This window comes from Marinicellulosiphila megalodicopiae (genome assembly GCF_045862395.1).
Taxonomy (GTDB): domain Bacteria; phylum Pseudomonadota; class Gammaproteobacteria; order Pseudomonadales; family Natronospirillaceae; genus Marinicellulosiphila; species Marinicellulosiphila megalodicopiae.
The window spans coordinates 1445989-1461111 of record NZ_AP023087.1; the positions used below are offsets into that span (position 1 = coordinate 1445989).

General features: G+C 36.7%; 9 protein-coding genes and 1 riboswitch. Of the genes, 4 read left to right on the forward strand and 5 right to left on the reverse strand.

The annotated features are described in order from the left end of the window. Positions 1 to 111: 111 nt before the first annotated feature. Positions 112 to 933, forward strand: coding sequence for a fumarylacetoacetate hydrolase family protein (locus tag TYM08_RS06085; RefSeq protein WP_422382074.1), 822 nt, complete (start codon positions 112 to 114; stop codon positions 931 to 933). Between the two features lie 68 nt (positions 934 to 1001). Here TYM08_RS06085 and TYM08_RS06090 read toward each other — a convergent pair whose 3' ends face one another. The 4 genes from TYM08_RS06090 to TYM08_RS06105 all read right to left on the reverse strand — a co-directional run bounded on the left by TYM08_RS06090 (position 1002) and on the right by TYM08_RS06105 (position 9040). Beyond that, entirely contained in the window at positions 1002 to 1673 is a 672-nt protein-coding gene (locus tag TYM08_RS06090) for an energy-coupling factor ABC transporter permease (protein WP_422382075.1), read from the reverse strand. A gap of 22 nt (positions 1674 to 1695) precedes the next feature. Further along, positions 1696 to 1841: riboswitch (cobalamin riboswitch) on the reverse strand. Between the two features lie 110 nt (positions 1842 to 1951). Beyond that, positions 1952 to 5479, reverse strand: a complete 3528-nt coding sequence (locus TYM08_RS06095; RefSeq protein WP_422382076.1) for a glycoside hydrolase family 6 protein — start codon at positions 5477 to 5479, stop codon at positions 1952 to 1954. Between the two features lie 225 nt (positions 5480 to 5704). Next, positions 5705 to 7873 (reverse strand): glycoside hydrolase family 6 protein, encoded by a 2169-nt coding sequence (locus tag TYM08_RS06100; protein WP_422382077.1) that lies wholly within the window; start codon positions 7871 to 7873, stop codon positions 5705 to 5707. Positions 7874 to 8449: 576 nt separating this feature from the next. Beyond that, the gene (locus TYM08_RS06105) at positions 8450 to 9040 is read right to left on the reverse strand and encodes a pentapeptide repeat-containing protein (protein ID WP_422382078.1); all 591 of its coding nucleotides are present in this window, start codon (positions 9038 to 9040) and stop codon (positions 8450 to 8452) included. Between the two features lie 281 nt (positions 9041 to 9321). Here TYM08_RS06105 and TYM08_RS06110 point away from each other — a divergent pair, with 281 nt between their 5' ends. The 3 genes from TYM08_RS06110 to TYM08_RS06120 all read left to right on the forward strand — a co-directional run bounded on the left by TYM08_RS06110 (position 9322) and on the right by TYM08_RS06120 (position 14455). Continuing rightward, positions 9322 to 11877, forward strand: coding sequence for a c-type cytochrome (locus tag TYM08_RS06110; protein WP_422382079.1), 2556 nt, complete (start codon positions 9322 to 9324; stop codon positions 11875 to 11877). A gap of 66 nt (positions 11878 to 11943) precedes the next feature. After that, entirely contained in the window at positions 11944 to 13365 is a 1422-nt protein-coding gene (locus TYM08_RS06115; protein ID WP_422382080.1) for a DUF1501 domain-containing protein, read from the forward strand. 193 nt (positions 13366 to 13558) lie between these two features. Next, a complete protein-coding gene (locus TYM08_RS06120) occupies positions 13559 to 14455 on the forward strand; it encodes a hypothetical protein (protein ID WP_422382081.1) in 897 nt (298 codons plus the stop codon). A gap of 82 nt (positions 14456 to 14537) precedes the next feature. Here the strand turns inward: TYM08_RS06120 and trmL are convergent, their stop codons facing one another. Beyond that, on the reverse strand, positions 14538 to 15002 hold the full coding sequence (gene trmL, locus TYM08_RS06125; RefSeq protein WP_422382082.1) for a tRNA (uridine(34)/cytosine(34)/5-carboxymethylaminomethyluridine(34)-2'-O)-methyltransferase TrmL: 465 nt from the start codon (positions 15000 to 15002) through the stop codon (positions 14538 to 14540). Between the last annotated feature and the right edge of the window lie 121 nt (positions 15003 to 15123).

Consider the following 15123-nt stretch of genomic DNA (forward strand, 5'->3'; position numbering starts at 1 on the left):
GATTGGGTTTAGCTTCTAAATGAAGGATGATTTCCCAAAAAATAAGTAGCCATATAAAACTAAAGCGGTTAAGTTTTCGTATAGTTAAAACATACAAAACGAGAAATGCATATGAAATTTTTAATCGTAATATTAACACTGAGTGTTTCAGGATTTAGTTTTGCCAAAGATAACCAATCCCCAGAATACTTTGCAAGGTATCAAATAAATCAAGCCATCGGTTTTGGCCAAATATTAGATGATAAAATCCAACCATTAATCGGTGATTTATATCAACAATATGAAAAATCAGGCGAGCCGATTCCTTTAAAAGACGTCACTTTATTATTGCCCACACAGCCTCAATCGGTATTTGCAGTGGGTATGAATTTCGCCAGTCACTTGTCATCTCCTTCTGATGCGCCGCCTCCGTTATTTTTAAAATTACCTTCCTCATTGATTACGACAGGTAAAAATATCGAATTACCTAAAGATGCCACAAACGTGCATTTTGAAGGAGAGTTGGTGTTAATTATTGGCAAACAAGCTAAAAACATTTCAATAGAAGAGGCGGACGATTATATATTTGGAGTGACCGTTGGCAATGATATTACTGAGCGAAATTGGCAGAGTTCAGACTTACAATGGATGCGTGCAAAAGCAATGGATGGATTTGGCCCAATAGGTTCAATCATGGCAACAGGGTTGGATTATAACAATCTGTTATTAACCACCAAACTAAATGACAAAATCGTTCAGCAAGAAAATACAAAATTTATGATTCACAAACCTGCAAAGGTCGTGAGTTATTTGAGTCAGTATTTTACATTGATGCCAGGGGATTTAATTTATATGGGCACACCTGGGCGCACGCAATCTTTAAAGCATAATGATAAAATATTGGTGAGTATTGAAAAAGTTGGAATGGTTGAAAATATGATAGTAAGAGAATAAATAAGAGCGAGTCAGAAATAAAAAAGCCCTCAACTGTTTCCAGAAGAGGGCTTTTTTATGAGAAATAATTAAGCTTTATAAAGACGAGTATTCACAAACAAGCTAGAAATTGGTTTTAAGCGTTTAGCTGCAAACAACAGTGCTAAATCTGCAACCGGCTCAACAATAATTACAGTTAAGTATGCTGCAGCAAATACACCTACATTCACAAACGTTTCAACCGCAAAACCTTGGCCGTAAAACGCCCAAAACATTACCCACGCCACAATACCTGATTGGTAAATCGCCGATAATTTTAAAGTCTGTGTGTATGTTAAATCACTATATGCGGTGTTAGGGTCAATAAATTTAGGCGCGATGGCGGCCATTGCAAATAATGGTACTAACAATGTGGTGATATTCATGAAGTACTGAGGCAAGTCGGTTTGTGCAAAAAATAAACTTTGTATCAATAAACCAAATGTTAAACCCAAAGCGGCAGGGGCCAATGAAAATAACAAGAAGATTGAAGAGCCCAAAATCAAATGCACTTCTGAAACGCCAACTGGTTGTTTAGGGAAAACTTCAAAAAACACCAATACCGCAACGGTAGCTAATAGTGTTTTAGTGGCTAATGATGCGACGCCATTTTGCTTAACATGGCTAGTAATGTGTTTGCTAGAAACCACAAAGGCAGTAGCGGCAGTAGCAAGGCTTAATAAAATTTTAGCGCCGTCAACGACACCTGGTTCGATATGCATAATAATTTCCTGTATTTCGTGCGAATAAATAATTAATGATACGGTCATCTGACTTGCATGTTCAATTAATGGACAGGCTCACAGTTGCGCAGACAGCGTAGGATTCACACCTACTTCCCCGATGCTCTGTAGTGTAATCGTTTTGATGTATAACGCAATTTTAATATTTTTGGTTTAATGGTTTTTTAACCGGTAGGAGTCGTTATATTTTTTAAAAAATTAGAAATGGCCCAATAAAAAAACCGACATAAGTCGGGTTTTTTGATTAAACTTTTAGATTAGTCGTAATCCGACTCACCAAGCGCTGGATATGCATGTTCAATTAAATTTAAAAATTGGTAATGGAACCATTCGCCTGCATGAGGAGCTAAATAAGGCGCGACATTTATAGGTTCAAATTGACTTTCCCCTGGCATGCACATTGGATCCAATGCTTTAAGTGAATAATCAGGGTTAGTTGCAGAGTCATAGACATTATATTCTATTGGGTCTAATGCATTGATTTGGGCATTAGTGAATGAAGCATAATCAAATGAAACTCCGTCTGATACGCCAGGTAAGGTTACCCAATAAAATGCATCCAAATGAGGGCGTGAAGAATCAGGTGAAGATTTTGGGGCTTCGCCAATGCCTGCATTTTTAGGATTGCACCAGTGCTCACGATGAGCTCGCTTATCGACACGCTGTGATGAATCCGTACCTTTAAAGCCTTGTCCAACAACCGGGCGGTTATTTGATCCCCAACCATTTCGCGATGTATCGATAATAAACCCGGGATCAAATGTAGGTTTTAAGTTTCGAATGCGAGCATTAAATGCATCAATATAAGTGAATTCATCCACCGCTTGATTCCATTCATAGAAGTCAGACAATGCTTCGCGATCATCTGCTAAATTTGAAATTAATGGTTCTTCAATTGGAATGTAATCAGAGGTGTTGCTTGAAAAACCTCTTACTTTATCAAATCCTGATATTCCATCGGCATTAGCGCCATCAATCAATTTTAAGAACCCATCCACACTACGTTTTAAGTTTGTTCCTTCTGAAAGGGAATTATCCCAGCCAAGTTTGGCTGAATGTGCTATGTCGATGTATTGATAAACGTTACCGACATGAGCTAAATCGTTGATTGCTATTTGGATACCTGCTCCATAAACACCTAAGTCAGATTCTAATCCTACTTGAGTGTAATTTAATAAAGTGTCGCAATAGGGTATGCCGTCTGTTGTTGTAAAACCAGGAATAACGTAAGCAGGGCCATCAGGATTTATATTACTGTTAATGATCATATTAGGATAAGAATTAGGTTCAAGAATTGTCACAATCCGTAGATTTTGATATTCGACTTTAGATTGTAATACTTCCACAATTTTACCAATGTAATGAACTTTGTAATTGTACAAACCATTTAAGTCACCAGGCAAAGTGCTGCCATCTGGTAAACCTATTTCAAACAATTCACGATTAGATGAATAAGAAGCACAATCCCGATCCGGTAGATTGTAAAGTACTAATACAACACTCATAGGTGAAATGGCGTCAGCGCCATTGTTAGAGTCAATTTGGGCGAAATAGTTTTGTTGAGAAATTGCAGCATCTAAATGCGCTTCTAGCGAACGTTGTCCTTTATCAGATGAGCCTGAAATCATTTCAATAGAGTCAAGCCAAATAGCAGAGGGTTGACGTTGAAGGTATTTAATTTTTTCAGCCATTGCGTGGTTGTTTTCAGTTAGCATAAGTTCTAATGAATAATCCATTTTGGCTAGGTTATCTGGGTTGATGTAAAAGTAGGCATTATCAAATGGGTTGTCAGCAGTTTGTAAGCTTGCTCCTATATTACCGATCATTTGTTGGTTTAAAGGGATGCTGCCATCGTAATTACTGACGGCTTCAATGGCATCGATTACAGGTGTTGCAAAGTTATATGTGAAAATATCCACAACGGATAGCCCCCTAGAATCGGTAACAGTAAGAACGATGTTTTGGGTTGTCATCAATGCATCAAATATTTCAGAATTTAGATCTAAAAAGGATTCTGTGCTCACAGTGGTGTCATTGATTTCCCATTGATATGACAAAGTATCATTTTGTGCATCGAAGGCATTTGCAAAAAGCACAGAGTTTACATTTTGAAAGTTAATAGTTGGTGCAGTGTTGGTTTGTGTCGTTGTTCCAGTACCAGTACCAGTTTCTGTATATGTTTCAGTTTCTGTCAGGGTTTGGGTGTTTGTTTCAGTAGAATTGCCAAAATTGTAAAAAATATCTACTACTATAAATAAGCCCTTAGCGTCGGTTACGGTTAATTCAATTTGTTGATTCCCCGAAAGTTCAGTTGTATTCGTATCAAAAAATGGATTTGTGCCATAATTCACTTCATTAATTACCCAAGTATAAAAAAGTGCATCATTTTGTGCATCTTGAGCATTAGCAAAAATTATTGCTCCAGAGATGAAAGGTGTAGCAGTAGGTGCTGTATTTTCTGGTCCAAAATCATAGTTTATGTGCGAAATAAATACCCCACCGCTCGGATCCGAAACAGTTAATGAAATCGTTTCAATACCATATAAATTTGTCAGTTCAGCTAAATCTAATGTGCCACTCGTACCAATTTGGACTCCTTGAATTTCCCATAAATAGTTCAGGACTTCATCATCAGGATCCGTTGCATTTGCTAGTATTGTGGTGCCAATAATTATTGGATTAGCTGAAGGTTTGATGTTAGGTGCTGCACCAAAATCATAAATTAATGATTTGGATTCACTTACGCCGAATTCATCTGTCACCGTAAGTGTAATTATTTGCGTCCCATAAATATTTATGTCAAAAAGTGGTAGCGTTTCATTATTACCGACGGATATATCATTTACAGTCCATAAATACGATAAAGTATCATTTTGAGCATACTGAACATCAGATGAAATGAACGCCCCACTTATTTCAATATTAACAGTAGGGGCTGTATTGGGGGGGCGGCCAAAATTGAAAGGGATTTCTTTGGTTACAAAAAGACCTTCAGGGTCAGTCACAGTCAGAACGATTGTTTGTTCGCCGTAAAGATTTAATATCGTTAAGTCTAATATTTCATTGCTACTAACTTTTATATTATTAACCTCCCACGAATAAATTAAAGCACTATCTTGTTCATCATTTGCATTCGCAAAAATAACAGCACCTGAAATTGATGGTTCAGCGGTAGGTGCAGTATTGGGATTAGGGCCAAAATCATAAATAATAGGAAAAATGACTTGGTGTCCAGCAGAGTCATTAATAATTAATGAAATATTTTTTTTGCCATAAACACTTAATGTAGTGGTATCAAGTATTGTTGCAGTTGAAATGACAGAGCCATCCATCAGCCATAAATATTTGAGATTATCGTTATCAGCATCAACTGCATTAGATATGATGGAAGTACCTTCTATATTAGGCTGCGCAGTAGGTGGATAATTTTTTGGAGGCGTTTGTATTATTGGTTTAGGTGTATAACTAATATGTTTAACAACCTTTAATCCTTCTTTATCGGTCACGGTTAAAGTGATTTTGGTTGTATCTGTGATATTAATTAAATTGTTCATATCTAAAGTAGAGTCGGTACTCACTACTTTATCATCGATGCTCCAAGAATATATTAAAGAATCTTTTTGAGCATCCACTGCATTAGAGCTAATGACAGATCCAGAGATTTCAGGAGAAGCGGTAGGAGCAGTGTTCGTCTCAACTGAGTTGTTATTTGTTTTTTCTTCACAACTTGAAAAAATGAGTGCTGCGCTCAATCCTAAAACGAGTACAGATTTATTAGATATCATATTATTAGCCTTATAAATGAAATTTACACAGAGCTTTTTATGGATGAAAGTTGTGCTGTTTTAAAAAGTGTTGATCATTGTCCATGGTTTACATTGGTTATTTTATATTATTTAATTTTTTTTTCATAACGTGAATTTTATGTTTGTTTTGGCCATTAATTAATTTTGTCAATTCAATAAAAAACCCGACAAAAGTCGGGTTTTTTTGGTTTTAATACTTAAGAGTTAGTCGTAATCAGACTCACCTAATGGTGGGTAAGCTCTGTCAATTAAATCTAAATACACTTTATGGAACCAGCCACCAGCATGTGGCGATAATCCATCAAACGGCGCAGTTGGAACACCTTCACGATCAGAGTTTGCAATACACATAGAGTCTAATTGTTTACCTGCATAGATTTCTAAATTAGCACTATCAACTACAGCTTTATCTATATCATCCAATGCGTTGTACTTAGCATTTGGAACGCCGTTATCAAAGTATTCATTCACATCAAATGAGATACCATCGGCTTCTCCAGGTGGTTTCATCCAGAAGAATGTATCTAAATGAGGGCGTGAAGAATCTGGGTTTGGTTTTGGAACTTCCCCAACACCAGCATCTTTAACATTACACCAGTGGCCACGATGTGGGCGTTTATCTACACGTTTTGAATCGTCCGTGCCTTTAGTTCCTTGACCAGGAACTGGGCGATCAGGGCCACCCCAACCATTTCGAGCAGTATCAATGATGAATCCAGGCTCAAAACCAGGTTGTTGTGAACGCACACGAGCATTAAACATATCAATATAAGATAATTCGTCAACTGCATGGTTCCATTGATACCAATCTTGTAACAACATACGATCAGCTTCAGCATTAGAAATTAAAGGCTCTTCTACTGGCGTATAGCCTGAAGTATTTGAACCAAAGCCGCGAACTTTATCAAATCCACTTTTACCATTAGCATTAGCACCTGCAATTAAATCTAAGAAGCCTTTTACACCACGCTTAAGGTTTGTATCGTTATCCATTGAATTATCCCAGCCTAACCAGCCGGCATGTCCAATGTCTAAGTATTGGTAAACATTACCTACGGTGTCTAATTCGTTAATAGCAATTTGTAGACCTGCACCATATACCCCTTGGCCTTGAGCTAAATCTTGCTGTGTATAAGTTAATAAAGTATCACAGTAAGTATCGCCACTTGGCGTAGTTAGACCAGGTACAACAAGCGATGGCCCGTCAGGATTTAATTTAGTGTTTGTAATCATATTTGGATAGGAATCTGGTTCTAACATTGCAACGACACGTAGATTTGCGTATTCAGACTTAGATTTTAGAACCTCTACAATTTTACCGATATATTCTGTACGGTATTTATTTATTCCATCTAGATCACCAGGAGGCGTAGAACCATCAGGCTTGCCAATTTCATACAATTTACCGTTTGATGCATAAGCGGCACAATCGCGATCAGGTAAGTTATAAATAATAATTACAATGGTCATTGGCGCAATTTGGCCATCTTTTTCAGCATAAAAGGCTTGTTGTTCTACAGCTGCATCCAGATGACCTTCTAACGTACGACGACCTACATTATCAGCGTCAGTGATCGTTGCAGTAGAATCCATCCAAACCGCAGAAGGTTGGCGCTGCACATAGCGAATTTTGTTCGCCATATCTGTATCGCCATCAGCAAGAACGATATCCAATGAATAATCCATCATTGTTGAGATGTCAGGGCTCAAATAGAAGTATGTATCTGCAAATGGGTTTCCTGTAGTTTGTAAAGACGCTCCGGGTTTACCAATTACTTTTTGACTTAATGGGATCGTGCCTTCATACGTTGAGTCATCAATGATGGCTGTATTTGGAGTGCTTGTGCCTGTTCCAGTTCCAGTTCCAGTGCCAGTGCCAGTGCCAGTGCCAGTACCTGTTCCAGTTCCAGTGCCAGTGCCAGTGCCAGTTCCAGTTCCAGTTCCAGTTCCAGTGCCTGTTCCAGTTCCAGTTCCAGTTCCAGTTCCAGTTCCAGTGCCAGTGCCAGTTCCAGTGCCAGTTCCAGTACCAGTACCTGTTCCAGTGCCTGTTCCAAAATCAAATTCAACTGCCTCAACAGTTTGTAATCCACTTGAATCAGTAACTGTTAATATGACTGTTTTTTTACCAGTCATTTGTGAAAATTGAGACATGTCAATTATTGGATTGCTACCAATTGGTGAATTATTCATTTCCCATAAATAAGTTAATGTATCACCTTCAGCATCCTTAGCATTTGAATTAATTGCACTGCCAATAATCATTGGTGAGGCAGTAGGTGCTGTATTAGCAGGAGAGTCATCAGGTGATGAGCAACTGGCTAAAATTAATGCCGAACTTAACCCAAGGGCTAATGCGGTTTTATTAAATATCATATAATGTACCTTCAATTAGATAGAGGGATTTTTAAATTTTAAAACACGTTAAACTATTAACACAGCATTGTGCTTTGAGAAATATTCTACTTTAAAATTCTGGAATATCCTTTAGAAGAAAACGTTGCAAAATGTTGCATAGAGATTTGTTGCACAAAATAAATCTTAAAAAGTGAACTGGTTAAAACTTTTTTGTGTTTTTTGTGAGTTGGATTTGTATTTATTAGTAATAAAAATATATCTTTTAAATTTTTTTTATGTTTGTTCATTGAATGTGTGTGGGTGTTACTTTTAAATTTAAAATCAAAATGAATTTACCTTTAAAGTAAATTGAATGTTTATTTTTCGTAATATGGTTCTATTAATGTTAACTACTTTTATATGGGGTATTTCGATATATTAGTTATAAGGCGAAGTTAAACGAGTTTAAGTGCCTGATTTATAAGCGGTGTTTTTTTTGAATAAGGATGGGGTTTTTTTAGTATTTATAGATATGTTTTTGAATGTTGTATTTTATAATAATAAAGCAGAGTTTAATGTGGTTAACTAAACTCAACTTTGATCATTGTGTAGAAACTAAATAATTTCGATTTCCAATCCAAATAGTAAATTAATTGCTTCTTCCTTACTGAATTTTGCCTGTTTAATATTGTTGATTCTGACGTCAATTTGATATTCGTAAGCAGATTCAAAATTTGTTGATTCTAAATTGGTATTTGAAAATTGACTAAACGAAAAATCACTCGAACTAAAGTCGGATTTAGAAAAATTTCCTTCTCTAAAATCTACTCGATGCACACGACAATCGTGTAAAACAATTTCACAAAGTTTTAATGCGTAAAATGAATTATCGGATAAATTGCATTCAAAACATTTAATAGGGCTGGTTGTATTAAATTGTGACCACCCCACTTTTGTCCAGTCAATCCCTATCATTTTACATTGAGCAAATTCCACATCACTAAATGTTGAAAAACTAAAAGCTATGTTGGATAAGTTGCAGTTTACAAATTGGCAATTTATAAATTTACAACTGCGAAATTCAGCAAATTCAAAATTGCAGTTTTCAAATGTGCAACAATCAAACTCAATGGATGAAATTTTGTTGTCACTTTCGTCTATTTTACTAAACGTCTGTTCGTAATATTCAGGTTGATCAAAGCTCATAAAGCGGCCTGTTAAATAAAAATAATTATGTATTATCAGTGTAATCATGCATTTAGCAATTGAAGTTTTGTGTTTGTCCGACACTTTTAGATTGAAACAGTTATCAAAATTCAACAAAAAACCATTCATTACGCTTACTTGCAATGAATTACAAATTAGTTAACTTGTTGATTTTAAACGGTTTTTTTGGTTTTTTGAAGATGCAGAAATATAAATTTACGAATGCAGGATCAGTTATTGTTTGCTAGCTTTATAGCACAAAATTACTTTTGAGGTCTGATATGTCTAAATCAAATTTTACTAATACGATGCAGTTAATAGTGATGCTCTGTTTGACTGTATTTTTAGTCAGTTGTGGCGTGGACGAATTAAAGGATGAGTTTGATAGTGATTTGGACGCAACGGATCAGCAAAGCGACAATACAACCACTGACTGGGAATTTTCTGCTCAATTGGTTGCATCTGGTGAGCAAATTTATATCGCACAGTGCACCACATGTCATGCATCCGATGGCAGTTTACCAAGTAATGGTAAATTAATTGGTTGTGCAAGCTGTTCAAATCAATCGACATTATCCGCGCGTATCAGCACAACGATGCCGCCTTCTGATTCTGAACTAGTGACAGGAAGTGATGCTGATGCTGTAGCTGCGTATGTGCTAACTCAATTTAATAGCGAACAGGCCAATCACGACACAACAGAAAGCTCAATTTTAAAAATTACCAATAAAGAATCGGCATATAAAATGGCATTTGATTTAGTCAGTAAAGTGCCAACAGCTGATGAAGTGGCAGCCTTTGAAGCAGGTAATCGATCTGAGGTGTTGGATCAATGGCTCGATAGTGAGGCATTTTATACGCGTTTAATGGACATCTATAATGACCAAATGCATACGGATCGTTTTCATTCTAAATATGAACGCGAATCTAATTATTCAAATGGACGTGATTTACTAACACTTTGCGATCGTGGACGAGCTGGCACCTGCAATAATTCAAATGCCGAAAGAATGCGTTATTATCCAGATATTTATTGGTGGGAAGATTTACCATATGAAGGATTGCTTGCGGATTTAACCAACGACGCCATTGCAAATGAGCCACTACAAATTATTCGATATGTTGCCAAAAACGATCGACCTTTTAGTGAAATATTAACCGCAGATTACGCATTGGTAAACGCATTTTCAGCAAGGGTGCTTCATCCAAATACTTTAGATGGTGAGGCATTGAGTCTTGATGCATTTGATAAATTTGCTGCCCCATTAATTGATGTAGAATTCACAGATGAACAAACCATGGAAGTTTCAACTATTCAAGTTGCAGACGTGACAGAAATTAAAGCTGGATTTAAAACATTAAACTTATCGCGTTCATCAGATTTACAGCTACGACCAAGTGATGGAACCGATTCAGATTTCAGAGATTTTTTAGTGGATTACCCTCATGATCCAAGTCATTTTATTCCAGTAAAAGTGTCTCAAAACGGCACCGCGCTTCCACATGCGGGTATTTTATCAACCCCTGCATTTTTAAATTTATACACCACGACCCCTACAAATATGAATCGTGCACGAGCGCGTTTTGTTTATAAGTTATTTGCAGCTACCGACATTTTAGCCATTGAAGGTAATCGTGATGCGAGTGTCATTGATTTTTCAGATTCTATTGGTTCAATGGATCCAACTAAAACAAATGAAGACTGTTTAGTTTGTCATCGCCGAATTGATCCGGTTGCCGATGCATTTAAAAACTGGTTATACAGTGGCGCGTATAAAAATAGCGCGTGTTCAGTGTCCAGTAATAATTATGAATGCACGACTATTCCAAGTGTGGGTATCGGATTTGAAGGCACATTGGCACCTGTATTTGGAACTAATTCTGTGGATGCGAATGCTTTACAATGGTTGGCAGGGCAGGTTACTCAAAATCCATTATTTGCCAAAAGTGTAGCAAGTACATTGTTTACCGGTTTTACAGGGCGAGAAGTCTTATCTTTAAACAATGACATGAATAATGCGTACCAAGCAAGTTATGAGCAACAACAAACCGTCATTAACGCAATGGTTAAAGCCTATAACGATAGTGGCGAAAACGTGAAAGCCGCTGTAAAAGTGTTGTTAACCAGTGATTATTATTTAGCGGATGCCGTCGAGGGAAGTCAGCTGGATTATCAAGTAATTGGTTCTGACCGTTTATTAAGCCCAGATCGTATCCAAGCAAAAATACATGCAATTACAGGACACCTATGGTCTCAAGTAGAAGTCGATGACAGCTTTAGAATGCATTTAGGCAATCGAAGTACTTGGCGATTATATGGTGGGGTGGATCATAACAACACCAAAACCGCACCAAACGAACAGGGTGGAATTATGGTGGCGATGCAACAACGAATGGCCAATGAAATCGCCTGCTTTATGACCGCTCAAGATTTTTATCGAACACCTGAAAATCGAAAACTATTTGAATTGATCGCATATGAACCAGCACGAGCAGATACAGAAGAAAACTTTTATATCGCTACTGAAACGCAAGTTAAACAAACCTTAGTGAATTTACACTTAACTTTATGGCATCAAGAAGTAGCAATTGATTCTGATGAAGTGGATATGGCTTACCAGTTATACCAAAGTGTTTTACAACTGGGGCAGCAAAAACGCTTAGTTGGACAGGCAGGTCGCGATTTATCCTACTTATGTCGTGTGGATTACGATCCTGACAGTAATGAATTACTTGAAGGTGAAAACAGAGTCTACAAAGATACTTCATATGCAATTCGAACTTGGGCGGCGGTACTTAACTATTTCTTAAAAGATTTTGAGTTTTCACATTTATAACATCACATAAAACGTGACAGTGAAAAACAAACATCAAATAGTTAACCCAATTTAATAGGTAATATTATGAACACAAATCGTAGAAACTTTATTAAAAACATGACCCTTTCAAGTGGGATGATGACCATGCCATTAGTGGCACAAAATGCTGTAGCAGCTGGCAGTAAACCTGATCAGTTTTTTGTATATTATCATTGTTCAGGTGGATGGGATCCAACCAGTTTTATTGATCCAAAAGGCGATGCGGATCGAGGTGATAACCGAGGTGATGACAGCCGTGTAAATAAATTTACAGCCGATCAAATATTGCAACGAGGCAATTTACGCTATGCACCGTTGTGGATTAATAATGCGTATGTCGATGATGCCAATATAGGTGTCACTGATCCTGATGAAATCTTAAGCGACGATGAATTTGCATTAAATACATTAAATGATGCGTTAAATGCAGATGCTACTATTCGAACTGCTGCACAAGAAGGATTGTACAACGCCTTTGTGTATCGTTATCAAAATAAATTACGTTTTATTAACGGCGTGAATCATCAGACCAACAGTCACCAAACTGGTGCGCGTAACGCAACCAGTGGCACTAATGGTGATGGGTATCCAAATTTTTCTGCGTTATATGCAGCGATGTTTGATGGCGAATTACCGATGGCATTTATTACAGATGGGCAGGGTTATAACTTTACCGCAGACTTGGTGCCAGAAAGCCGATTAGATGATGTAAATAATATCAGCTACATCACAGACACCAACAAAATTGATGCAAATTATAATTACTACGACGCGGATATTTACGATTTAATTGAAAACAGTCGTGAGCAACGCAATCAACATTTGTTAAGCAAAACAGAATTACCTTCAAAGTTACGCAGGGTTCAATTAACTCAAGCAGCAAAAGCAGGAGGCGAATTACAACAATTAATTGATGCATTAAGTGTGGATGGGTCATTGACTGTGACAGGTTTAAATAATCAACAACGACAAATGTCTATTGCCGCTGCCAGTTTTGCAAATGGCCTTGCCGCAAGTTGTCATATTGCCAGTAATGGTGGATTTGATACTCATTCAAACAGTGATAATGGGCAGTCAGCAAATATGCGTGAAGTATGCGCTGACTTACATCATTTGTGGCAGCAATTAGAGTCCAAAGGCATAGCAGATCAAACCACTGTTATAGTGGGCTCAGACTTTGGTCGTACTCCGTGGTATAACACCAATAACGGCAAAGATCATTGGAATGTTAGCTCCATGATCGCAATGGGAAATGGTGTGACAGGCAATAAAGTGATCAATGGCACCGATGCATTAGTAAATGCAGTACCAGTCAACTCTAATACATTAGAGCCAGATGCTAATGGTGTCATACTTACCCCAGCTCACGTGCACCAAGCGTTACGACAATTATTTAATGTCACAGGTTCAGGTGTAGATGCTGCCTTTGCATTAGATGCTCAAGTGATTCCTATTTTAAATGGTTAAAAATAAATATCTCAAAAAAGGCTGACTACATAAAACGTAGTTGGCCTTTTTTTTTAATTTTTAACATCTAGAAGTTAGTTTAATGTTTGATCACAGAAAAAATCAAAATATAATAAGTAATGTTTTTTATTTACTTATTTGTGGCAAGAATATACCATGCACGAATTCATTAAACAGTTAAACGAGAATCAACATGGAAAACATTATACAACAAGGGATATTTGCCTTAGCAAGTACGAACAATAAGCAAAAAGACAATTGGTTTTTAGGTCATATTGGAGCTTCTATTATTGCAGGTGGTTTGTTTTTACATAGAAAGTTTGTAGAAAATCAAGACACTTATCAGGCAATTTTGACCAGAGCTGAAGACGAAATAAACAAAAACAAATCATTTATTATTCAGTTTGATAATAATAATTTATTAAGCTATAAACAGTCGATGCAGATCATTGTTAATGCCATTCAAAAACAAAAAAATCAACTAATGGTCGACGGACATAATGTGATTTTTGCCGCATTGGTAATCGATGCCATTAATGAATTTAAAATTTCACTAAGCGAAGAAGTGATTAACAATATCGTTAACGTACTTGAAAATTGTCAAAACGACAACCCAAAACGATATTATTCAATAGATGATCACACAAAAATACCCGCCCCAAAAACGGATATAATTGACTGGAATGGATTTTATAAAATGGTGATTGATAAAAGTGTCACTAATGTTTTTCACGATATTGACGGGTATTTTTTAGCAGGTTGCAAGTTACACGGTATTACCTTTGCCCATGCTATTTCTATTTTCAAAAAATTAGAGCATCATCAATTGGCGAACTCGTTAGCTAAACAACTATTAAAGAAAATAGAATTAAGTGAATTGCATCCAAAAGAAAATGTTACAAAACTTGTACCTTATAAATTTGATGTAAATGAATTAAGGGTTTGGCGTGATGTTGAAGGTAATGATAATGCGCATCAAATAAAATTAGTGCATAGTTTTTATGAATTAGCTCAAACATTAAATGTACCTACTTCAAAATTAGATGGATTGTGGGGAGTGTTTAAAGCCGTTAGAAACAATGAAAAATAAAACTGAATATTAAAAACAAACTCACTTTTAAGCGAGTTTGTTTATTTTCACACATTTAAGTTAAATGTGATTTTTTGTCAAATTAAGCCCCGCCAACAAACCCCATTTGTCTCCAAGCTTCATAAACAATAATCGCTGTGGTATTAGATAAGTTCAAACTGCGACTATCTTGTTTCATAGGTAAGCGTAACCAATAGGGTTGACCAATTGCATCAAGAACATCTTTTGGTAATCCACGAGATTCAGGGCCCAACACTAAATAATCGTCGAGTTTAAAACCTGCTTGATCGTGTCCGGTTTGGCCTTTTGTCGTGAGCGCAAACATTCTTTTTGGCTGGCAGGTGTCCACAAATGCTTGAAAGTCTTTGTGAATTTTAACATTGGCAAATTCGTGGTAATCCAAGCCTGCACGTCTGAGTGCTTTATCATCCATTTTAAACCCTAAAGGTTCAATCAGGTGTAGCTGTGCACCAGTATTAGCGCATAGGCGAATTATATTGCCGGTATTTGGTGGAATTTCTGGTTCAAATAAAACTACGTTTAACATCATTTCTCTTTATATTTTAAAAAAAGTTTACATCGTAAATTTTCGTCTATGCTGATTTATAAGGGCTCAAAAACCTATCGGTGTGAGATCTTAAAGAATTAGGCTTATAAGCACAAAAAAA